Source organism: Thiomonas sp. FB-Cd, assembly GCF_000733775.1.
GTDB lineage: Bacteria > Pseudomonadota > Gammaproteobacteria > Burkholderiales > Burkholderiaceae_C > Thiomonas_A.
On the sequence record NZ_JPOE01000005.1, the window covers coordinates 1,274,955 to 1,297,117 of the forward strand.

General features: G+C 63.7%; 16 protein-coding genes. 12 read left to right on the forward strand and 4 right to left on the reverse strand.

Annotated elements, in window-relative coordinates; translation table 11 throughout:
• Positions 1-41: 41 nt before the first annotated feature.
• Positions 42-4,286 (reverse strand): YhdP family protein, encoded by a 4,245-nt coding sequence (locus tag CD04_RS0119685; RefSeq protein ID WP_051849462.1) that lies wholly within the window; start codon positions 4,284-4,286, stop codon positions 42-44.
• A gap of 166 nt (positions 4,287-4,452) precedes the next feature.
• Here CD04_RS0119685 and glnE point away from each other — a divergent pair, with 166 nt between their 5' ends.
• The 3 genes from glnE to CD04_RS0119700 are packed head-to-tail and all read left to right on the forward strand — an operon-like array spanning position 4,453 to position 9,044.
• Positions 4,453-7,212: a bifunctional [glutamate--ammonia ligase]-adenylyl-L-tyrosine phosphorylase/[glutamate--ammonia-ligase] adenylyltransferase gene (gene glnE / locus CD04_RS0119690; RefSeq protein WP_038168926.1), complete on the forward strand. Its 2,760-nt coding sequence runs from the start codon at positions 4,453-4,455 to the stop codon at positions 7,210-7,212.
• A 60-nt stretch (positions 7,213-7,272) separates the two neighbouring features.
• Complete coding sequence (locus CD04_RS0119695) at positions 7,273-8,223, forward strand: transaldolase family protein (protein WP_031409908.1); 951 nt, start codon at positions 7,273-7,275, stop codon at positions 8,221-8,223.
• Between the two features lie 41 nt (positions 8,224-8,264).
• Entirely contained in the window at positions 8,265-9,044 is a 780-nt protein-coding gene (locus tag CD04_RS0119700; RefSeq protein ID WP_031409910.1) for a 16S rRNA (uracil(1498)-N(3))-methyltransferase, read from the forward strand.
• Here the strand turns inward: CD04_RS0119700 and CD04_RS0119705 are convergent.
• On the reverse strand, positions 8,959-10,020 hold the full coding sequence (locus CD04_RS0119705) for a LysR family transcriptional regulator (protein WP_038168592.1): 1,062 nt from the start codon (positions 10,018-10,020) through the stop codon (positions 8,959-8,961). The genes CD04_RS0119700 and CD04_RS0119705 overlap by 86 nt on opposite strands.
• 558 nt (positions 10,021-10,578) lie before the next feature.
• Between CD04_RS0119705 and CD04_RS0119710 the strand changes: the two genes are divergently transcribed.
• The 9 genes from CD04_RS0119710 (at position 10,579) to CD04_RS0119750 (ending at position 20,412) form a co-directional block, all read left to right on the forward strand.
• Entirely contained in the window at positions 10,579-11,658 is a 1,080-nt protein-coding gene (locus tag CD04_RS0119710) for a class 1 fructose-bisphosphatase (RefSeq protein WP_031409914.1), read from the forward strand.
• 112 nt (positions 11,659-11,770) lie between these two features.
• Positions 11,771-12,646: a phosphoribulokinase gene (locus CD04_RS0119715; protein ID WP_031409916.1), complete on the forward strand. Its 876-nt coding sequence runs from the start codon at positions 11,771-11,773 to the stop codon at positions 12,644-12,646.
• A gap of 38 nt (positions 12,647-12,684) precedes the next feature.
• On the forward strand, positions 12,685-14,778 hold the full coding sequence (gene tkt / locus CD04_RS0119720; RefSeq protein ID WP_051849463.1) for a transketolase: 2,094 nt from the start codon (positions 12,685-12,687) through the stop codon (positions 14,776-14,778).
• A gap of 23 nt (positions 14,779-14,801) precedes the next feature.
• Positions 14,802-15,518, forward strand: a complete 717-nt coding sequence (gene gph, locus CD04_RS0119725) for a phosphoglycolate phosphatase (RefSeq protein ID WP_051849464.1) — start codon at positions 14,802-14,804, stop codon at positions 15,516-15,518.
• A gap of 64 nt (positions 15,519-15,582) precedes the next feature.
• Positions 15,583-16,590 carry a type I glyceraldehyde-3-phosphate dehydrogenase gene (gene gap, locus CD04_RS0119730; RefSeq protein WP_031409922.1) on the forward strand — a complete coding sequence of 336 codons (1,008 nt, stop codon included), beginning with the start codon at positions 15,583-15,585 and terminating at the stop codon, positions 16,588-16,590.
• Positions 16,591-16,672: 82 nt separating this feature from the next.
• Entirely contained in the window at positions 16,673-17,878 is a 1,206-nt protein-coding gene (locus CD04_RS0119735; protein ID WP_031409924.1) for a phosphoglycerate kinase, read from the forward strand.
• Between the two features lie 32 nt (positions 17,879-17,910).
• Positions 17,911-18,975 carry a class II fructose-bisphosphate aldolase gene (gene fba, locus CD04_RS0119740; RefSeq protein WP_031409926.1) on the forward strand — a complete coding sequence of 355 codons (1,065 nt, stop codon included), beginning with the start codon at positions 17,911-17,913 and terminating at the stop codon, positions 18,973-18,975.
• A gap of 102 nt (positions 18,976-19,077) precedes the next feature.
• A complete protein-coding gene (locus tag CD04_RS0119745) occupies positions 19,078-19,635 on the forward strand; it encodes a thioredoxin family protein (protein WP_031409929.1) in 558 nt (185 codons plus the stop codon).
• 6 nt (positions 19,636-19,641) lie between these two features.
• Positions 19,642-20,412, forward strand: coding sequence for an HAD family hydrolase (locus CD04_RS0119750; protein WP_031409931.1), 771 nt, complete (start codon positions 19,642-19,644; stop codon positions 20,410-20,412).
• A gap of 103 nt (positions 20,413-20,515) precedes the next feature.
• Here CD04_RS0119750 and holA read toward each other — a convergent pair whose 3' ends face one another.
• On the reverse strand, positions 20,516-21,607 hold the full coding sequence (gene holA / locus CD04_RS0119755) for a DNA polymerase III subunit delta (protein ID WP_031409934.1): 1,092 nt from the start codon (positions 21,605-21,607) through the stop codon (positions 20,516-20,518).
• Between the two features lie 24 nt (positions 21,608-21,631).
• Positions 21,632-22,159 (reverse strand): LPS assembly lipoprotein LptE, encoded by a 528-nt coding sequence (lptE, locus tag CD04_RS0119760; protein WP_038168931.1) that lies wholly within the window; start codon positions 22,157-22,159, stop codon positions 21,632-21,634.
• Positions 22,160-22,163: the final 4 nt, after the last annotated feature.

Below are 22,163 nucleotides of genomic sequence, written 5' to 3' on the forward strand. Positions count from 1 at the left end.
CCTGGGTTGGTCAATGTCGGTGGCGGCAAGGCGTAGCGGTCTCAGGGGGCAAGGGACGGTGCGGGCGTCTGCTGTGCCTGCTCGGCCCTGGATGCAGGAGAATTGGGGGCCTCAGAGCCCGTGGTCCTGTCGTCGCTGGCCGCGCGCACATCAGGTTTCGTCCACGTGCCGGTGACGTGGTAGCCGTACGTAAAAGCCTTCATCAGTGGTTTGCGCGCAATGAGCTGGGCAATGAATGTTCCCAGCCCGACGGCGGGGTTGACCAAAGCATAGGCGAGCGACGCCGAGCCCGCGTTGATCTCGGGCACCACGACCACATACAGATCCTGGGTTTCCCGTGCGAGATCGGCACTTCCGTCGATAAACACGGTTGCCGCCACGCCACTCATCTTGAAATTGTTGGTCCTGGCCACGCCGTCGCGTAGTTGCACGTCGGCGCCGACCTTGTCAAAGACGAAACCGGACTCAAACAGGTCGCTGAAATTGAACAGCAATCGACGAGGCAGGCTTTGCAGGCTGAGCACGCCCAGCAGCTTGGCGATCCCCGGATCGGCCTTGAGGAACTGTCCCTTGCCAAGATCGACACTGAGCTGCCCCGAAAGCGTGGGGTAGTCGATCGACAAAGGTGAGCCGATCCACGAAACCGTGCCCTGCATCGATCCCTTTCCCCCCTTGAGGAGTCCGGGCTTGCCTAGGCGCCCAAGGAGCTCACCTGCATCCTGGATCACAAGCCTGAAGCCAATGGCCATGCGCCGCGGGGCGGCTCCGCCCGATGCGTGCGCGCCTGATCCCGGGGCTGGCGGGTCCGTGGCCACCCAGTCTCCGCTGCCGGTGACCGTGGCTTCGGGCGCGGCCAGCGAGAAGCTGTTGAGCCGCCATTCCTTCACCCCGCCAACGTCACGATTGGTGGCGCGCACATCCAGACGACTGAAGCGGTGCCCATGCAGATCCACATCGTCGGCCACCACGTTCAATGCCGGCATGCTCCGGGGCTGGCGTTCCAGAAGGCGCTCCACATCGGGGTCAGCGCTCTTGGGCAGGCTCAAATGCGACAGGCGCGCCGTGATGCTTCCGGGGGCCTCGCCCTTGCCCATTTGCCATGCCACGTAACCGGCGACCTGTTTGCTATCCAGATTGGCCTGCCACAAGGAACCGGCTCGTGTCGCGCCGAGCACGACGTCATCGAAAAGCCGATCAGACACGGTCAACTGGCCCACCCGAAGCGAAAGCATCTGGGGCAGATAGCCCAACAAGTCAGCGGGCGGGGCCTGCCCTGGCGGCACCGCCTGAGCGCCTGTCGAGACGGACAGCGCGCGCTGCCAGGCGTCAAGGTCCAGCAGAGGCAGTCGCACATTTGCCTGAACGCCCTGCGTGGGGTTTGGCACCTCAGCCTGCACCCCCAACGCAATGCCGCCGCTTTGTAAGGTCGCTCCCTGTGGCGTGATGTGGCGCACGAACTGCGCGCGCAAATCGCCGCCGAGGTCGATGCGCCACACGCTCCGTGGAGGCCCTGCTGCAGCGGACGAGACCGATTGGTCGAAGCGCAGCGTGTCGGTCGCCGCCGCCGCCTTACCCAGTGGCGGGGGCAGATCGATGGCCATACCGACCATGCTGCTCTGCAGCTGCACTTGGGGTTGCGTGCCTTCGGCAGTGGGCGTCGTGCCGATGCGGGCGGTGAACTGCGTGCTGCCTTGCAGATGGCGCATCAGCTCGCGCCATGGCGCCAGACGCGGCGCAGCCTTCAACGCGCGTGCGCTGACGGTGCCGCTGGCATCGAGCTGTAGCGGCTTGCCGGCGCGCTGCCCACCGGCCAACTGCAAAGGCCCTCCGAGAAAATTCTGGGCCGTGGCGCGCAGGCTAAAGCCGGTGTCGCTAAAGTCAACCGTGCCACGTACGCCATCGAACGGCGGCAGGATGGGCATGTAGTCCAGCTGGTTGCCCAGCAGGTTGACCTGGCCCTGCACCGTGCTGCGCTTCAGGTCCAGTATGGGCAGCACCAGCGCCAGGTTGGCCTGCAAGGGGCCGCTGGCCTGGGCCTGCGTGAGGGCGTGACCAAGCATGGCGTCCAGCGGACTCTCGCGCAGGTAGCGCAGCGCATCCGAGGCTTGCGCCTGTACCTGGCCGCGCGCTGAAAGCACGGGTTTGGAGAAGTCGGGCAGGCTGATCTGGACATTGCGCAGGTTTGCGCCGAACACATGGGCTGAGGCTCCGCGGATCTGCAGGCCCTGGCCTGTGCATTCGAGCAGGCCCGCTATGTTCGTGAACGCGGGCCATGTGGCGTTGGCGTGCACGTCCTGGGGTTGCGCTGGCTCCTGTTTGGCCAGGATGCGCACCGGCGCTGCATTGAAGGCGCCGTCCACGATGCGCGCCGTGACCGAGAACACACCACTTCCGGGTTTTTTGAACGGAAAGTCGGCTAGAGGGCCTTGTACGATGAAGCGCACGTCGTTCGAGCTGCCGCCTGCGATGGCGGTGCGAAGGTACTCGCGCGTCCCCTCAGGAATGCCCAGCGGCAAGTACTTCGGCACCGCGCGCGCCTCGGCGCGGTCCAGACGGGCGGTAAGGTTGAGCAGGCCTGGCCCTCGAGCGAGCGTTTGGTAGTGCAGACTTGCGGTGCCGCTGGCATCCGGCGTGGAGAGTTGCAGCTTGGCGGCTTGCACGCTCCACTGTCCGTCTGGCGTACGGCTCCAGCTCAGCGTTGTGGCCAGATTCTCCACCGGGAGGCGCTCGGCCTCGAAGATTGTCGGCAAAGCGATGGCGCCCCGCCGCATCGTCAGCTGGGCTTGCCCGCCGGTCTGGTCGGCCTGGATGCGCCCGCTCAGGTTCTGCACGCCAGGCAGGTCGCGCGGAAGGTGCGCGCCATCGCCCTGTGGCGCCTCAGCCACCGCGGCGGGGGCAGATCCGGCCCCTGACGGTGTGCTGGCGCCGGGCCGCGGCGCATTGGTGATGCCCGCGGCAGGGCTGTTCCAGCCCAAGCCGGTAAATGCGATCTGCAGTTTGTACTGTGCAGGCAGGGTTGCGGGTGCCCTACCGGCGGGGTCTTGCCAGGAGGCCATGAGGCTGTCGATCCGGCCTTGCGGCTGCAGTTGGGACAGGCGTTCATGCCAGGTGGCCGGTAGCGGCAATTGCGCCGCGACCGCGTCCAGGGCTTGCAGATCGAGCGGCCCGGTGCGCAAGCTTCCGCTTGCACCTTGTCCAGGCGCGTTCTGCCAGCGCAATGTGGCATCGAGCGCCGGCAGGCCTGCGCCTTGTGGGGTGTTGAACTGCAGAGCGCTTGCACTGATCTGGAATCCACCCGGAAGGGGCTTGCCGGTCATGCGTCCGCTCAGGTCGGTTAAGGCCAATGGCGGCAAGGATGGGGCGAGTCTTGCCTGGGCGTCGTGCAGGGCAACAAGCGCCGTTGCCTGGCTGAGCGTGTATTGCGTGCCCACGTCCACCCAGGCTTGCAGCGAACCGCGACCTCCCACAACTTGCGCTGGCAGCGGCGTGTAGCGCGCGAGCTGACCCAGGTCCACGCGTGGCCAGCTGGCCCAGAGCTGCCCGTGCCAGCGGGCGAAATCCGCCGTGTGGCGCAGAAACAGCGGCTGATGAAAGTCGGCCCGCACGTCCACGGGCGTGCCCAGCTCCGGTGGTGGCGTGGCCTGAAGCGCCGCGCGGTGCTGCAGCTGGGTGTTGCGTAAGTCGAGGTTGACGTCGCGCAGGATCAGCGGCGCTTCACCACGTGCCGCATCGACCCAGGTGATCTGGCCATGCTGAATCAGGATCTGGTCTTGCTCGAACAACCAGTCCGCGAAGCGCTGCGCTGCGCCACTGCCGGGGGCGTTCAGGTCGAACCGGATGCCACCCACGTCCAGATGCGCGGGATCCGTTCGCACAATGGTCAGTTGCGGCCCGCTGATGGCGAGCTGCTCAAAGCTCAGTTGCAGGCGCGGTAGGCTCTTCCACGACGGTAGGGCCTCCACCGAGGCAAAGCGCAGCGCCGGCTGGCCCTGGGGGTTGTCGATCACCAGATCACGCAGCGATAGCGTGGGCAAAAGGCCAGTCCACTGGCTTTGCACAGCGCCAATGTGCACGCGCAGTCCCAGCGCACGGGTGCTGGCCTGCTCCATCCAGGGCACGAACGCCTGGGCGTTGGGCAGCACGGCATAGCGCAGGGTCAGCAGCCCTGCGCCGAGAAGCAGATAGCAGCCGAACACGAGGGTGATGGCTGCTTCCAGCAGGCGTGTGGCCAGTTTGAGGGAGATGTGCAGGGCAGACACGGGCGGGTTCTCGCTGGGTTGGTCCATGGTAGTGAACGCGAGCATCACCCCTGCGCGGACAGGCCAGCCTTGCTTGACCCTGAGCAAGGCGGGCCCTTGTTGGCAAGACCCGGCCCGAGCAAAGGGCGCATTCCTGCAATATGCTGCGGCCATCATCAACCGTTGGCGAAGGACCGGGGGTCCCGACTCGCTCATGCAACTCGACGCGTATTCCCGCTTTTACCGCCGCCACGCGGGTCGTTTCGACGATGTTCTCGCGCTGTGGCAGCCGGGTTTGCCCAGTCGGGCCGAGATCGACGCTGCGGTCCAGGCGCTGCGGGGCAGCCATCCGCTTGGCGCGGCCCTGCGGCGCGTGCGCAATGCGTTGATGCTGCGTCTCGCGGAGCAGGACCTGCTCTCGGGTGCACCACTCGTTGCGGTGTGCCGTTGCATAAGCGACATGGCTGAAAGCGCCATTGCCCACGCCCTGCACCAAGCCGATGCGGAGCTTGTTGCGCGCCACGGGGTGCCGCGCACGCCCGAGGGGGCGCAGGCCCAGTTTCTGGTCGTGGGCATGGGCAAGTTGGGCGGGTACGAGCTCAATGTGTCATCCGACATCGACTTGGTGTTCGTCTACGATCAGGACGGGCAGAGCGACGGCGCTGTACCGCTGTCCAATTTCGAGTACTTTGCGCAGGTCGTGCGCCGGCTCGTCCCATTGCTTTCGGACATGACCGAAGACGGCTTCGTGTTTCGCGTCGACACCCGGTTGCGGCCCAACGGTGACAGCGGTCCACCCGTGGTGAGCCTGGCCATGCTCGAAGAGTATTTCCAGGTCCAGGGCCGGGAGTGGGAGCGCTTTGCCTGGCTCAAGAGCCGGGTGGTATCCCCGGTGGATGCCAGTCAGGCCCAGGTGGCGCTGCATGCGCTCGACGGCGTGGTCGAGCCCTTCGTGTGGCGCCGGTACCTCGACTTTGCCATGCTTGAAGCCCTTCGCGGATTGCACCGACAAATCCGGGCTGAGGCGACCCGTCGCGCTACAGCCCGGCCCGACCGCGCGAACGACGTCAAGCTCGGGCGCGGCGGTATCCGGGAAATCGAATTCATCGTGCAGCTTTTGCAGATTGTGCGCGGTGGGCGCATGCCGCAGATCCGCAACCGCAACACCTTGCAGTCTTTGCCGCTGCTTGTCCAAGCTGGCTTGCTGCAGGCTGACACAGCATCCAAACTGGCCGAGAGCTACATCTTTTTGCGACAGTTGGAGCATCGCATCCAATACCTGGATGACGCGCAGACCCATAGCCTGCCCACTGATGACGCCGACCTCGAGCAACTCGCGCACGCGATGGGCCCGCAACTCTCCGCTGCGCATCTTCAGTCCAAACGCCCGGTGTGTGCATTGCTGAGCGCACTGGACGCGGTGCGCGAATTCGTGGCCGGAGAGTTCGATGCGCTGTTGCATACGGGGCCACGTTGCGTGGGTTGCAAGAAGCCGGCCGAAAGCCTCGACGCGCTGCGCCATAGCCTGGCCAAGTCAGGAATTGCCGGCGAGGCCAGCCATGCGCGCCTTAAGGCTCTGGAACAGTCGCCCCGTTATGCAGCCCTGTCGGATGCCGGAAGGGGACGCATGCTCCGCGTGATCGAGCGCGGCATTGCGATCGCTGCCAGCAGCCGCGATGCAGACTTGACGCTGGCGCGCCTGCTCGACGTCCTGGAGGCCATCGGGCGGCGTGAAACCTATCTGGCTTTCTTCGCGGAGCAGCCTCAGGCGCTGACCCGACTCATGAGCGCTCTGGAAGCGTCGAGTTGGGCCGCCGATTACATCAAGCGCAACCCCATGGTGGTGGATGAGCTTCTTGACGCGCCGCGCGAGCGCTTCAGCGCACGGGATTGTGTCGAGCAGTGCGAGCAACAGCGCGCGCGCCTCGTGCAGCGTGCCACCTGGGATGCAGGCGAGGGTTTGGACATCCTCCGGCGGGGCTTTCACACGGAGCTGTTCCGCACGCTTGTGCGCGACCTTGCAGGCCAACTGACGGTGGAGCAGGTGGCCGACGAGATTTCGGGCTTGGCCGATGCCATCATCGGTGTGGCCATTCGCTGGTGCTGGGGCGAGATGCCGCGCCGCCATCGTGAACAACCGGCCTTTGCGGTCATTGCCTATGGCAAGCTTGGGGGCAAGGAGCTGGGCTATGGAAGCGATCTGGATGTCGTGTTCCTGTTCGACGACTCCCACCCCGACGCTCCTGAGCGCTATGGCAATTTCGCGAGAAAGCTTGTGTGGTGGCTTACGGCGTCCACTCCGGCAGGCGGATTGTTCGAGATCGATACCCGCCTGCGCCCCAACGGCAACGCGGGCCTGCTGGTGACGACACTCGTCGCCTTTGAGCAATACCAGCTCGGCCGCGGCAGCAACACCGCCTGGACCTGGGAGCATCAGGCACTCACCCGGGCACGGTTTTGTGCGGGCGACGCAGCGCTCGGCGCGCGCTTCGAGATGATCCGCGAGCGGGTGCTGCGCATGCCGCGGGACAGGGCGGCGCTGCAAGCAGAGATATTGGCCATGCGGCACAAGGTCGCTGAGGGGCACCCGAACCGTACCGGCTTGTTCGATCTCAAGCACGATGAGGGCGGCATGGTGGACGTGGAATTCGCCGTGCAGGCACTGGTTTTGGAATACGCACCGGTTTATCCCGAACTTGTGGCGAATGCGGGAAACATTGCCTTGCTGCAGATCGCCGAGCGCTTGGGCCTTTTGCCCGCAGGCCTTGGTCAGAGGGCGGCCGACGCTTACCGGAACTTGCGCCGGCTGCAGCACCAAGCCCGCCTGAGCGGGGCAAAGCACGCGGCCCATGTCGAGTCTGAAGACGTGAGCCGTGAGCGGGCCGCGGTGCGCGCCCTGACGGCCATCGTGCTGGGCACGCCATCGGAGCCGCAGCCCACGGCTCCGCAACAACCGAGCACGCTTCCCGCCTGAAGGCGCTCGTGCCCGCCAGGAAGGGGGAATGCGCGGGCAAATGTTCACTACGATGCAACCATGAATAGCCTGCAAGCTTTGCGTCACGTCAGCGCAATCGTGGCCGACACCGCGGAATACCTGCAATTGCCACGCCTGCAGCCACAAGATGCAACCACGAACCCGAGCCTCGTGCTGCGCGCCACACGCCAGCGCGAATACGCCCCATTGCTGGCCTTGCCCGAGGTGCGCGAGGATGTGCGCGACAACCCGGACGCAGCGATGGATCGTCTTCTGGTGCGTTTTGGCTGCGAGATCCTCGAGCGCATTCCCGGCCGGGTGTCCACCGAGGTCGACGCGCGACTCTCGCACGACTGTGAGGCGACAGTCAAGCGCGCGCACCGGATCCATGCGCTTTATGCGGCGCAGGGCGTGGCGCGCGAACGCGTGTTGATCAAGATCGCCTCCACCTGGGCCGGGATCGAGGCCGCGCGCAGGCTCGGGGCCGATGGCATTGCGTGCAACATGACCCTGCTGTTTTCCTTTGTTCAGGCGCGGGCCTGCGCGGCCGCTGATGTGCAGCTGATTTCGCCCTTCGTCGGGCGCATCACCGACTGGTATCGGACGCAGGCAGGAGAGGCTTGGGACGCGCAGGCCATGCGCGGGCCGGGCGATCCGGGTGTGCGTGCCCTGTTGCGTATCTGGCGTTTCTACAAGTCGCGGGGCATCGGCACCGAAGTGATGGGCGCAAGCTTTCGCGACACGGCACAAATCGAGGCACTCGCCGGGTGCGATCTGCTCACGATTGCCCCGGCACTGCTCGAGACCCTGGCGCAATCCGACGACCCGATGCCGCGCCGACTTGACCCCGAGCAAGCCGGCGACCCCGAGGACGACAGGCCCCTTGCCCTGACGCAGGCGGCGTTCGATGCGGCACTGGCGACGGACGTCATGGGTGCGGCGAAACTGAGCGAGGGCATCGCGCAGTTTTCTGCCGACACTGTGGCATTGCTGGACCTTTTGCAACGCTGAGCCGCGAAGCTGTTTCGCTGATTTCTTCCAGAGTGCCTTCCGTGCCCCGACTGCATCTGCCAGGTCCGATCGCTGCGGGTGTGCTTGACGTGCCGGCAGACACAGTTCGCCATTTGCATGCGTTGCGGCTGCGTCCGGGGGACGAATTCCATGTGTTCGACGGGCGTGGTGGCGAGTGGGAGGCGCGGCTTGTTTCGACGGCAGGCCCGGCGCGCGCCGAGATCCTTCGCCATGTGCCGATTGAGCGAGAGCTGCCGTGGGCTGTGACACTGGCCGTGGGTATGCCCGCCAACGACCGCATGGATTGGCTGGTGGAAAAGGCGACCGAAATGGGGGTTGCAGCGCTCCAGCCCTTGATGACTGTGCGCAGTGTGCTGCGCCTGGAGGGTGAACGAGCCGCGCGCCGGGTTGCGCATTGGCAGGCAGTCGTCGTTGCAGCATGCGAGCAGTGCGGGCGTAACCGCATACCCGAGGTCCGGCCGGTCCTTTCGCTTCAGAGCTGGCTTGCGACTTTGCCGGCCTTTGACGGCAGCGATCCGGCAGGGCGCGCACGGTGCTTGCTGGCGGCGCCGCGCGAGGGGCACGCCGCGCCATTTGCGGTTTGGGCGACCCGATATGAAGCAAGCCTGCAGGCAGATTCCCTGGCTGCGCGCTCGATCCTGGCGTTGAGCGGCCCGGAGGGTGGCCTGGACCCCGAGGAAGCGGCGCGAGCGCGGGCCGCGGGCTTTGCGCCGGTCAGTCTCGGCTCGCGCGTGCTGCGCGCCGAGACTGCGCCGCTGGTTTTTCTGGCGGCGTGTGGGGGGCTGGCGCCGCAAGATTGACGTGGGAGGAAGGACGCGCCCCCAAAGGCTTGGCTTGTGCAGCTTCGAGTGCAAGGGGCTGTAGGCGCCCGAATTCTTGGGCCAGATAGGACTCGCCATGTTCCAGGACAAAGTAGCGGAATGCTTCGGCCGAGGGCGAAAGCATCTTTGCTGCGGTATTGACGACATGCCAGCGCCGAATCAGCGGCAGGCCTTCAACTTCGGGTACGCCGATCATGCCCGTGCGCAATTCCATCCCGATGCTGTGCAGCGACAGGAAGCTGATGCCCATGCCGGACATCACCGCCTGCTTGATGGTCTCGTTGCTGGCCAGCTCCATCTCGATGCGCACGTCGACGCGATGCTGGCGAAGGTACTCTTCCATGGCCGTGCGCGTTCCTGAGCCGCTTTCACGGATGATGAATCCGTAGTTCGCCAGCGCCGCTGCTGTGGTGGGCGCACCGCCCATCAGGGGATGCTCAGGCGCGCACACGACGCCCAGTGGATGAGCTGCGAAAGGCTCCGCGCGTGTGTCGATCTCACGGGGTGGGCGACCCATGATGGCGAGGTCGAGATCATTGCCTTGCAACTGCGATACCAGCTGCTCACGGTTGCCGACCACGAGGCGAATCTCGATGTGGGGGTGCTCTTCGCGAAACAGCTTGAGCAGGCGCGGCACGAAATACTTCGCAGTGCTGACCATGCCGATCGTCAGGCGGCCCGTCTGCAGGCCACGAAAACGCGCGAGAGCATCCTCGGCGTCCTTGAGGGTGGCAAGCATGCGCCGGGCGTACAGCAAAAGGTATTCCCCGGTCATGGTCAGACTGACCGATTTGCCGCTGCGTTCGAACAGCGGCAAGCCCACCTGCAGTTCCAGATCGCGAATCTGCATGGAAATGGCCGGGGGCGTGAGGTGTAGATCCTTGGCGGCCTTGCCAAAGTTGAGATGCCGCGCCGCGGCAACAAACACACGTAACTGGCGCAAGGTGATGTTCATCTTCAGAAATCCTGAACTTGCAATCAAGAAAAGATGAATTTACCTTAATTCCGCCATAGCTTATATTTACCCGCAAGAGAGTTGCACCTGAAACGGTGGCAATCCTCAAGGTGTATCGAGCGTCGCCTCTCCCGATCGGCAGTGGGGGCGCTTGCCAGTTGTGAACGGGCTCAAAGGGTAACCGATGAGCTTTTCCCGCAGCCGCAATGTTCTGTTCATGCGAGTCTCCGTTAATTCTGGTTGCGGGCTTTTTCAAGCGTCCTGACTGCGCCGCGGCTCAGGGTGTTTGAGAAAGCAGTCAGGAGCAGGCAAGGTTTTGCGCGCAATGATGGCCAGCGAGGCGCGCCCTCAATGGCGCAGGTCTTCCGCGTCTGCCGGCCAGCACCCAACAATCGCGGGCAACGATCGACGAGACGATTGTCCCGAACCCGACACGAGCCCGGGTCGCGTTTCTTTGGGCCCTGTGCGCCACGCACAGGGCCCAAAGGCCGGCGCGCCCTGAGTGCCTCAGCCCCCAGGCGGGGCTTGCCGTTCTGTTTTCGAACCTGGAGACTCATCATGCAGCAAGGCCGCACCACCATTTCCAAATTTCTCATCGAACAACTCCGCGGCTCAGAAGACCAGTCGGACCTGGCCGCGCTGCTGGTCGATGTCACCGCCGCCGTCAAGGCCATTGCCTCGATGACGGCCAAAGGTGCGCTGGGTGGATTCCTCGGCTCGTTGGGCACCGAGAACGTGCAGGGCGAAACCCAGAAGAAGCTGGACGTGCTTTCCAACGATGCGATGATCCAGGCCTGCGAATGGGGCGGATTGGTGGCGGGGATGGCATCCGAGGAAATGGACGATCCCTACACGCTGCCGAAGGAGTTTGAGCGCGGTCCTTACCTTCTCGTGTTTGATCCGCTCGACGGCTCGTCCAACATCGACGTCAATGTGTCGGTGGGGACCATTTTCTCTGTCCTGCGCCATGGCAAGATCGGTGACCCCACCGTGGCGGATTACCTGCGTCCCGGCGTGGAACAAGTCGCTGCCGGCTATGCCATCTACGGTCCGTCGACCATGATGGTCCTGACCGTGGGCAAGGGAACGCATGGCTTTACGCTTGATCGTGAGATTGGCAATTTCATTCTCACCCATCCCGACCTGCAGATTCCGGCCGACACTGCCGAATACGCGATCAACAGCAGCAACGAGCGATTCTGGGAGCCGCCGGTGCAGCGCTATGTGGCTGAATGCAAGGCCGGCAAGACTGGCGACCGCGGGCGCGATTTCAACACGCGCTGGATCGCCTCCATGGTCGCCGACGTGCACCGCATCCTCATGCGCGGAGGGATTTTCATGTACCCGAAGGATGCCAAGGATCCAAGCAAGCCAGGCCGCTTGCGCCTGATGTACGAGGCCAATCCCATTGCCTTCATCATCGAACAGGCCGGAGGGGCTGCCTCCACTGGCCGTGGCCGCATTCTCACGGCGCAGCCAACGTCACTGCACCAACGCGTGCCGGTGATGTTGGGCTCGAGAAACGAGATTGAGCGACTGGAGCGCTACCACCGGGAATACGATAGCGGGGAAGACAAGCCCTTCGCCTCGCCGCTGTTCAAGGATCGTTCCCTATACAACGACGACCTGCGGGCCTGAGCCCTGCTGCGCGCTGGTATTGCCAGTACACGAGACATCGCGCATCCGCACGCTACGGTTGGCGGATGCTGCCTTCAGCTTTTCCGGATTCTTCCCTTCGTACCTTCACGCCATGTCAGCTAAACACCCCATCATCGCCATCACGGGCTCGTCGGGAGCCGGCACCACCACGGTGATGCGCAGTTTCCAGCACATCTTTCGACGCGAAAAGCTTACCGCGCAGATTATCGAGGGTGACTCCTTCCACAAGTACAACCGCACGGAAATGCGGGAGGAAATGAAAAAGCAGGAGCTTGCGGGCAACCGCAATTTCAGCCACTTCGGGCCGGAGGCCAACCTGCTGGGTGAATTGGAGGATCTCTTCAAGGCCTATGGCGCCACAGGGGGCGGCAAGGTGCGCAAATACATTCACGACGCTGGCGAAGCGGCCGAGTTTGGTGTCGAACCCGGTAATTTCACGTCGTGGAAGGACATTACCGCAAGTTCCGATCTCATGTTCTACGAAGGCCTCCACGGGGGCTATGCCGACGAGGCGATCAACGTTGCCAAGCAGGTCGATCTTCTGGTGGGCGTGGTGCCCATCATCAACCTGGAGTGGATCCAGAAGCTGCACCGCGACCAAGTCCAGCGTGGCTACTCGCAGGAGGCCGTCATGGACACGATCCTGCGCCGCATGCCCGACTATGTGCACCACATCGCGCCGCAGTTTTCGCGCACGCATGTGAACTTTCAGCGGGTTCCGACCGTGGACACGTCCAATCCGTTCATCGCCAAGGACATCCCAAGCCTGGATGAAAGCATGGTCGTGATCCGATTTGCCGACCCGCATGGCATTGATTTCCCCTACCTCATCTCCATGCTGCACGATTCATGGATGACGCGGCCCAATACGCTCGTGGTGCCCGGTGGCAAGATGGGATTGGCGATGCAACTCATCTTTACCCCCATGATCCTGCGGCTGATGGACATCAAGCGCCGCGCCGGCTGACACCGCTTTGTCGTCCCCCAATTCGCGAGAATGAACTCATGAACGCGCACAACGCACTTTTCCCCGTCATTGATCCCACGCAACGTCGCCGTCTGGCCAACGCCATACGCTTTCTGGCCATCGACGGAGTGGAGGCTGCCAAATCCGGTCACCCCGGCGCGCCCATGGGCATGGCCGATATTGCCGAGGTCCTGTGGCGAAACCACATGCACCACAATCCGGCAAACCCGCACTGGGTCGACCGCGATCGTTTCGTGTTGTCGAACGGCCATGGCTCGATGCTGATCTACGCCTTGCTGCATCTCACGGGCTATGACCTGCCCATCGAGGAGCTCAAACGCTTCCGCCAGTTGCACAGCAAGACCCCGGGTCATCCCGAGGTGGGGTACACGCCGGGGGTGGAGACCACGACCGGCCCGCTCGGTCAGGGGCTCGCCAATGCCGTGGGCATGGCGTTTGCCGAACAGATGCTGGCGCGCAGATTCAATCAGCCAGGCCACACCATCGTGAACCACCACACCTATGTTTTTGTGGGCGACGGTTGTCTGATGGAAGGGATCAGCCACGAGGCCTGCTCCCTGGCGGGTACGCTCAAGCTCAACAAGCTCATCGCCTATTACGACGACAATGGCATTTCCATTGACGGGCATGTCGAGCACTGGTTTACCGACAATACCAAGCTGCGCTTCCAGTCCTACGGCTGGAACGTCATCGGCCCAATCGACGGCCATGATGCGCAGGCCGTGGAGCAAGCGACCGTGGAGGCGAAGACAAGCGCTGACAAGCCCACGCTCATCATCTGCCAGACCACGATCGGGTGGGGCTCGCCTCACAAGGCCGGGACCCACGACGTGCATGGGTCGGCTTTGGGCCCTGCAGAGGCGCAGGCCACGCGTGATGCGCTGGGGTGGACATATGGGCCATTCGAGATTCCGCAAGACATCTACGACGCGTGGGATGCGCGCGGCCATGGCAGCAAGCTGGAGGCCGACTGGAACGACCGATTCGCCGCTTACGCAAAGGCGCACCCCGGGCTCGCCGCCGAGTTCACGCGCCGCATGAGCGGCGATCTTCCCGCCGACTGGGCGCACACCGTTCAAGCCCTCTACGCGTCAGCGCGTGGCGTGACGGCTTCCACCGCGACGCGCAAGGCGTCGCAGATCGCGCTGGAAACCCTCGTCCCCGCCTTGCCAGGGATGTTTGGCGGTTCAGCGGACCTCACGGGATCCAACCTCACGGCGGTGAAGGGGTCCAAGCCGTGGGCCGGTGCGAAGGATGGCGAGCCGGTGAACTACCTTTCCTATGGCGTGCGTGAATTCGGCATGGCCGCCATGATGAGCGGTATGTCACTGCACGGCGGCTTCCTGCCCTATGGTGGGACCTTTTTGATGTTTTCCGATTACTCGCGCAATGCAGTGCGCATGAGCGCGCTGATGAAACAGCGCGTGGTGCACGTCTTCTCGCACGACTCGATTGGCCTTGGCGAGGACGGCCCCACGCACCAGGCCATTGAGCAAGCGCCGAGTTTGCGGCTGATCCCCAATCTGGATGTCTGGCGCCCGGCTGACGTGCTGGAAACGGCAGTCGCCTGGAAATGCGCGGTCGAGCGCAAAACCGGTCCGAGCGCCCTGCTCCTGTCGCGTCAGAATCTGGTGGCGTCGCAGCATCCCGAGGGCGCCGAGGCCCACATCGCGCGCGGCGCTTACGTGCTGTCGGAGGCGGCTGGCGGCCAGCCGCAGGTGGTGTTGATTGGCACCGGATCCGAAGTCGAAATCGCGCTAAAGGCCCAAAAACTGTTGGCCGAGGCCGGCGTGGCTGCGCGTGTTGTCTCCATGCCCTGCACCAATGCGTTTGACCGGCAGGACGAGGCCTTCCGCAATACCGTGCTGCCCCTGTATGTGCCACGCGTGGCGGTCGAAGCCGCGCAGCCCGATTTCTGGCGTAAGTACGTGGGATTGTCGGGTGGCGTCGTCGGTATTGCGGCGTTCGGGGAATCGGCGCCCGCGGTTGATCTCTACAAGCATTTCAAGATCACCCCCGAGCATACGGCCGAGGTCGCTCAGGCCGTGTTGCGCATGCATGTCTCGCGTCACGAATCCGAGGACAGCAACGTCGTGCGTTCGATGAATTAAGACCTGGAGTGAGTGCATTGACTATGTTCGACCTGGTAATGTTCGACCTCGATGGCACGCTGGTGGAGACCGCCCCGGAAATCACCGATGCGGTCAATGACCTGCTGCGTGAGCAGGGTCTGCCCAATGTGGGCGAGAGCCTGGTTGCCAACTGGATCGGTCACGGCACGCGCGAGCTCATGACCCAGGCCTACGCGCATGCCGCTCAGATTCATGTCGACACCGTGCGGTGCGCCGGCACCATGGACGAATTGATGCCGCGGTTTTCGCATTTCTACATGCAGCGTTGTGGGACGCGAAGCCGTTTGTATCCGCAGGTTCTGGATACCTTGCGCCTGCTGCGTCAAGCCCGGGTCCGCATGGCCGTGGTGACGAACAAGGAGCAGCGCTACACGGCCGCCGTGCTCATGGCCCACCAGATCCGCCATTTTTTCGATCTTGTGATTTCGGGCGACACGCTCCCGGCAAAGAAGCCAGATGCGCTGCCGGTGCGCCATTGCCTTGACGCGCTGAAGGTCGAACGCACACGCGCGCTGTTCATCGGCGACTCGCAGATTGACGTGGACACGGCGCGTGCCGCCGGTGTGCCCATTTGGGCCGTGCCCTACGGTTACAACCTCGGGAATCCGATCGCACAGGCCAAACCCGATCGCATCATTCCCACGATCCGTGCCGTTGCAGAGGCCGTGGAGAGCGTCGCGCCCGGGACCGCCTGTGGGGCTTGCCACCGCGCCGCCTGACGTACCCGCCTTCTCGCATTTGCATTTCATATCCCCCATTCACCATCAAGCAAGGAGTAATTCCATGACCATCCGTGTAGCCATCAATGGTTTTGGCCGTATCGGCCGAATGGCGTTCCGCGCCGCGGCGAAAGAGGCTGAGTTCGCCGATGTGGAAATCGTCGGCATCAATGATCTGCTGGAACCTGAATACCTGGCCTACATGCTGCAGTACGACTCGGTGCATGGTCGTTTTCAAGGTGATATCGCCGTTGAGGGAAACCATCTGGTGGTCAATGGCAAGAAGATCCGTTTGACTGCCGAGCGCGACCCAGCCAACCTGAAGTGGGGCGAGGTGGGGGCTGACGTCGTCATCGAAGCCACAGGATTTTTCCTCACGCTCGATACCTGCCAGAAGCACATTGACGCCGGCGCCAAGAAGGTGGTGCAGTCCGCGCCATCGAAAGATGAAACGCCGATGTTTGTCTATGGAGTGAACCACGCGAAGTATGCCGGCGAGCGCATCGTCTCTGCTGCATCGTGCACCACCAACTGCCTTGCGCCGGTCGCGAAGGTCCTGAACGACAGCTTCGGCATCAAGCGCGGCCTCATGAGCACCGTGCACGCCGCAACCGCCACGCAAAAGACCGTGGATGGTCCCTCAAGCAAGGACTGGCGTGGAGGGCGTGGCATCCTGGAAAACATCATTCCCTCCAGCACCGGCGCGGCCAAGGCCGTCGGCAGGGTTATCCCCGAGCTCAACAAAAAGCTCACAGGCATGGCCTTTCGGGTGCCAACCTCTGACGTGTCGGTCGTGGACCTGACGGTCGAGCTGAACAAGGAAGCCAGCTATGACGCAATCTGCGCCGCGATGAAAGCGGCGTCGGAAGGCTCACTCAAGGGGGTTCTCGGCTATACGGACGAGAAAGTGGTCTCAACGGATTTCCGCGGCTGCTCGATGCCTTCCATTTTCGACGCCGAGGCCGGCATTGCGCTGGACTCCACCTTCGTCAAGGTTGTGTCCTGGTACGACAACGAGTATGGCTATACCTGCAACATGATGCGGTTTGTCAAACACGTCGCCTCCAACTGATCCTGCTGAACAGTCGCGTACCACGCTTGCTGCGCGTTGCCGTGCGCGCGTTCAGCAGTCTGCCTGAATTGAAAAGAGTTCCATGCATATCCTGACCTTCGAAGAAGTCTGCAAGCGCGGGTTCGCGCAGGACAAGCGCGTCTTCATACGCGCGGATCTGAACGTACCGCTCAGCGCCACAGGTGAAATTACCGAGGACACGCGGGTGCGGGCCTCGGTGCCGGCCATTCAGATGGCGCTCCATGCCGGCGCCGCCGTCATGGTCACGTCGCACCTCGGGCGGCCCACCGAGGGTGAATTCAAGCCCGAAGATTCGCTCGCGCCGGTGGCGCGCCGCTTGTCCGAGTTGCTTGGACGCCCGGTGCCGCTGGTGAGCAATTGGGTGGATGGTGGCTTTCAGGTGTATCCCGGCGACGTCGTGTTGCTTGAAAACTGCAGGCTCAACAAGGGCGAGAAGAAGAACGATGATGCGCTTGCGCAGAAGATGGCCAAGCTTTGTGACATCTTCGTGCACGATGCCTTCGGCACTGCGCATCGTGCCGAGGCCAGCACATACGGGATCGCGAAATATGCGCCCATTGCCTGCGCAGGTCCGCTTCTGGCCGCTGAGATCGATGCCATCAATCGCGCGCTGGCCAATCCTGCGCGCCCGCTGATGGCCATCGTCGCCGGCTCCAAGGTGTCGACCAAGCTCACCATCCTGCAGAGCCTGGCTGACAAGGTCGACGGTCTGATCGTCGGCGGCGGCATCGCCAACACGTTCATGCTCGCTTGTGGCCTGCCTATCGGCAAGAGCCTGGCCGAGCCTGACTTGCTGGACGAGGCCCGTCAGGTCATCGAGAAGATGAAGGCGCGCGGCGCCGAAGTGCCGATTCCTGAGGACGTTGTCGTGGCCAAGCAGTTCAGCGCCACCGCGGAAGCCACCGTGAAAGCGGCCCACGACGTGGCTGCCGATGACCTGATCTTGGATATCGGCCCCAAGACCGCCGCCAAACTGGCCCACAAGCTCACGGCTGCGGGCACCATCGTCTGGAACGGTCCGGTGGGTGTGTTTGAGTTTGATGCATTCTCCAACGGTACCAAAACGCTGGCCCAGGCTGTCGCGACGAGCAAGGGCTTTTCCATCGCCGGCGGCGGCGATACGTTGGCCGCGATTGCCAAGTACGACATTGCCGACAAAATCGGCTACATCTCCACCGGAGGCGGCGCGTTCCTGGAAGTTCTGGAAGGCAAGACACTGCCCGCCTTCGAGATCCTTCAGCAGCGCTCGCGCATGCCCCTGTCCTGATTCACGCTACCCATCCGAACCGGAGTTCCACCATGGCCCTCATTTCCCTGCGTCAACTGCTCGACCACGCGGCCGAGCACAGCTACGGCGTCCCTGCCTTCAACGTCAACAACCTCGAGCAGATGCGCGCCATCATGGAAGCCGCTGCCGAGACCGACTCGCCGGTGATCGTCCAGGCTTCCGCTGGCGCACGCAAGTACGCCGGCGCCCCCTTTCTGCGCCACCTCATCCTGGCCGCGATCGAGGAGTTTCCCGATATTCCCGTGTGCATGCATCAGGATCACGGAACCAGCCCGGCCGTGTGCCAACGCTCGATCCAGCTCGGCTTTTCTTCCGTGATGATGGATGGTTCGCTGGGCGAAGACGGGAAAACGCCGACGAGCTATGAATACAACATCGACGTCACGCGCCGCACGGTCGAAATGGCGCACGCCTGTGGCGTGTCCGTCGAAGGCGAGCTCGGCTGCCTTGGCTCGCTGGAAACGGGAACCGCTGGTGAGGAGGATGGCATCGGCGCCGAAGGTGTGCTCGATCACAGCCAGCTGCTGACCGACCCCGAGGAGGCGGCCGACTTCGTCAAGAAGACCCGCGTGGATGCGCTGGCCATCGCGATTGGCACCAGTCATGGGGCATACAAGTTCACCCGCCCGCCCACTGGTGACATTCTGGCGATTGGCCGCATCAAGGAAATTCACGCGCGCATTCCCAACACCCATCTGGTGATGCATGGCTCATCCTCCGTGCCGCAGGAATGGCTCAAGGTCATCAACACTTTCGGCGGCGACATGGGCGAGACGTATGGCGTGCCCGTCGAAGAGATCGTCGAGGGCATCAAACACGGCGTGCGCAAGGTCAATATCGACACCGATCTGCGCATGGCATCGACCGGGGCTACGCGCCAGTTCCTGGCCCAGCATCCCAAGGAGTTCGATCCCCGCAAATTCCTGATTGCCTCGACCAAGGCCATGAAGGACATCTGCAAGGCGCGTTATGAAGCCTTCGGCACGGCAGGCAACGCCTCGAAAATCAAGCCACTGAGCCTGGAAGCCATGGTCAAGCGCTACGACAAGGGCGAGCTCGACCCCAAGGTGAAATAAGCTCGTAGCACCGCGTCAGCGGATCCCGGCGGCACCCCCGCCGGGTCTTCACACGTGGGCCCGTCAAGACGGCGCTCCGTCACCTGCCAAGACGAGAAATGCATGGCTGCAACTGCCGATCCTTTGCAGCGCGGGTTTGCCGCGCCCGACTTCGCGCTTCCCGGCATCGATGGCCGAACCTGGAGCGTAAACGAGCTGCGGGGCCCAAAGGGCCTGCTTGTGATGTTCATCTGCAACCACTGTCCTTACGTGAAGGCCGTGGCGGCGCGCATCAAACGCGATACCGATGCGCTGCGCGCACGGGGCGTGCACGCGGTGGCCATCAACAGTAACGACACCATTGCATACCCCGAGGACTCGTTCGACAACATGAAGCTGTTCGCCGCCCAGCATGGCTTTGGCTTTCCGTATTTGTTCGACGAAACACAGGGCGTGGCACGCGCTTTTGGTGCAGTGTGTACTCCGGATTTTTTTGGGTTCAACGCCGATCTCAAACTGGAGTACCGAGGGCAGCTGGATGCCTCGCGCAGGCAGACCGCTGCGCCCGATGCGCGGCGCGATCTGTTTGAGGCGATGAAGTTGATCGCTGCGACCGGGCATGGGCCCGAGGAGCAGTACCCCAGCATCGGCTGTTCCATTAAGTGGAAGGAGGCAGGCTGAATGGGCATGAAATGCAAGCGCCAGGCGCTGATCTTTGACGTCGACGGCACCTTGGCCGAGACGGAGCGTGACGGTCACCGGGTCGCCTTCAATCAGGCCTTCGCGGAAGCGGGGCTGCAATGGCACTGGGACGTGACGACCTATGGACGGCTGCTCGCGATCACCGGTGGCAAGGAGCGCATGCTGCACTACTGGCAGAGCATCGATCCACAGGGCGCCCGGCATCCGCAGGCGATCACGACGGTGGCCGAATTGCACCGCCGCAAGACTGCACACTATGTGCGCCTTGTCGGCGAGGGCGCCATCCGTCTGCGCCCCGGCGTTCGCCGCCTCCTCAACGAAGCTCGCGGTGCCGGCCTGCGGCTGGCCATTGCCACGACGACCACGCCGGAGAACGTCGAGGCCTTGCTCGGCGCGACCCTGGGCAGGGATGCGTCGTCGCTATTTGAGGTCATTGGCGCTGGCGATATCGTCCCCCGCAAGAAGCCGGACCCAGCCATCTACAACTGGGTTCTGGAGCAAATGCACCTTGAGCCAGGTCAATGCCTGGCCTTCGAAGACTCGCGCAATGGCTGGCTGGCGGCACGCGGGGCAGGTTTGGACACGATTGTGACCACGGGCGCATACACGGCAGAGGAGTCCTTTGAAGGGGCGCTGGCGCATTTGGATGGGTTGGGTGAGCCCGGGGAGCCCGCGACCGGGCATGCGCACGAGGCAGCGTGGAGCGGCGTGGTCGATCTTGATGCGTTGGGCGCCTGGGTCCAAACCCGGGCCTGACGGCCAGCGTAGCCTCGCCGAGGGGAGTGGTGCGTCATGCGGCGGCTGGAGCGCGCGTGGGCAGCACCCGCTGCAGCCCCGTCGAATTGATCCGCCGGCAGGCCTAGCCGGCGGCCAAAAGCACCAGGCGGGCGCCCGGTGCGCTGCCAGCCGGCAGCGCACAAACGGCCTGGGCCATGGCGAGAGCGAGGTGTCGCACGGCAGACCACGGCTCGTGCGGGATGCCCGGCGGGCGTAGACCCTTGATGGCCCGGTCGCAATCAGCGGCGCGCAGCAAAAGCCCCTCCACGAGCGGAAGGCTGAGCCTTGGCACTGCTCTTTGAAGAAGCTTTTCCTTGGGTCCCCAGATCCGGTTGCTGCGGGTTAAGCTGGCGAAGGGCTGGCCGGCGTCCAGTCCTTGCCTAACGCGCAGCCAGGCACGAATCTCTTCCGTGAGCGTCCAGTGCGCCAATACGGGGGCAACGCCCTCGCCCTGCAGTCCGTCAAGCATGCGGCCAAGACGCGCGAGATCGCCAGCGAGAATGGCCTCGCCGAGCCGGAAAACGCTGTAACGGGCTGCACCCTGGACCAGGTCCTCAATCTGCTCGACGTCAAGCTCCCCTGGCTGGAGCAGCAAGGCAAGCTTTTCCACTTCCTGGTGCGCGGCCAGAAGATTGCCCTCGGTGCGCGCAACGAGCAGATCCAAGCAGGCCTGACCACGGTCCCCTGCAGGAATGAGCAGGCCATGACGAGCCAGGCGAGCGCGCATCCACCCGGCGAGTTGATCCGGCTCGATGGTGTCCACGCGGGCCACCGTGCCCAGATCCACGAGGCGCGCAAACCAGTCGGCTTTCTGCGTCGCAGCGTCCAGACGGGGCAGCACCACGAGCAGCAGCACGTCGCTGGAAAGCTGCTGGGCCAAGTCAATGAGTGTCAGGGCGCCCTCGCGTCCTGGTTTGCCCGAGGGTATGCGTACCTCGACGACCTTGCGCTCGCCAAATAAACTGAGCTCCCGGCTCTGCGCCAGCAGCAAATCCCAGTCAAAGCCACGTTCGGCAACATGGCTCTCCCGCGTCCTGAAGCCAGCCGAATGGGCGGCGCTGCGGATCGCGTCTACTGCTTCGTTGACCAGGAGGAGCTCATCGCCGAAGACCGTGTATGGGCCGTGCAGCCCGCCCCCAAGGCGTGACGTGAGTTGGTCGGCGCGTATCAGCATCGGATCGGATTCATCTCGGTGTGGCTAGGGGGCAGAGGCAGCCGCGTTCGCCCCGGAACGGCCGGGGCGAACGGCGGCCAGCTGGAACATGATTCGATTGACCATGTCCTGGCGCATTCCGCGGTAAAGCAGGTCAGCTTCATTGGCCTTTGCCAGTGTGGCGGATGTGCTGTAGCTCAGGCTACTGGTCTGGGTGATCGTGGTCGGACTGATCAGCACGTCCCCGCCTGGCGTCAGAAGCTCGAAGCGCGCCGTTTCCACCAACTGGTACTGCGCCACGGTGCCATCGGCGTTGTAGGCCATCGGCACTTGCGACGTGGCGTCCTGCAAAAGTATGAATACGGCCTGGGCCTGCTTGGCGTCGTCCGTGATCCGTGTGGCCGTCGTCGCGGCGATCTGGCGCTTGAGCTCGATGAGCAAAGGCCCATTCGGACCCTGCACGGCAAGCCTCGAGAAGGCCAGGTTGGTGGAACCTCGCAGGTGAAAACCGCAACCGGTGAGCCACAGTGCAGCGAGCAGGGGAATGCCAAAGCGAAGCCAGCGTTGCATCATGGAG

Coding starts and splice junctions, on each gene's coding strand:
- CD04_RS0119685 (WP_051849462.1), bottom strand. CDS start 4,286: ATGGACCAACCCAGCGAGAACCCGCCCGTGTCTGCCCTGCACATCTCC.
- glnE (WP_038168926.1), top strand. CDS start 4,453: ATGCAACTCGACGCGTATTCCCGCTTTTACCGCCGCCACGCGGGTCGT.
- CD04_RS0119695 (WP_031409908.1), top strand. CDS start 7,273: ATGAATAGCCTGCAAGCTTTGCGTCACGTCAGCGCAATCGTGGCCGAC.
- CD04_RS0119705 (WP_038168592.1), bottom strand. CDS start 10,020: ATGAACATCACCTTGCGCCAGTTACGTGTGTTTGTTGCCGCGGCGCGG.
- CD04_RS0119710 (WP_031409914.1), top strand. CDS start 10,579: ATGCAGCAAGGCCGCACCACCATTTCCAAATTTCTCATCGAACAACTC.
- CD04_RS0119715 (WP_031409916.1), top strand. CDS start 11,771: ATGTCAGCTAAACACCCCATCATCGCCATCACGGGCTCGTCGGGAGCC.
- tkt (WP_051849463.1), top strand. CDS start 12,685: ATGAACGCGCACAACGCACTTTTCCCCGTCATTGATCCCACGCAACGT.
- gph (WP_051849464.1), top strand. CDS start 14,802: ATGTTCGACCTGGTAATGTTCGACCTCGATGGCACGCTGGTGGAGACC.
- gap (WP_031409922.1), top strand. CDS start 15,583: ATGACCATCCGTGTAGCCATCAATGGTTTTGGCCGTATCGGCCGAATG.
- CD04_RS0119735 (WP_031409924.1), top strand. CDS start 16,673: ATGCATATCCTGACCTTCGAAGAAGTCTGCAAGCGCGGGTTCGCGCAG.
- fba (WP_031409926.1), top strand. CDS start 17,911: ATGGCCCTCATTTCCCTGCGTCAACTGCTCGACCACGCGGCCGAGCAC.
- CD04_RS0119745 (WP_031409929.1), top strand. CDS start 19,078: ATGGCTGCAACTGCCGATCCTTTGCAGCGCGGGTTTGCCGCGCCCGAC.
- CD04_RS0119750 (WP_031409931.1), top strand. CDS start 19,642: ATGAAATGCAAGCGCCAGGCGCTGATCTTTGACGTCGACGGCACCTTG.
- holA (WP_031409934.1), bottom strand. CDS start 21,607: ATGCTGATACGCGCCGACCAACTCACGTCACGCCTTGGGGGCGGGCTG.
- lptE (WP_038168931.1), bottom strand. CDS start 22,159: ATGATGCAACGCTGGCTTCGCTTTGGCATTCCCCTGCTCGCTGCACTG.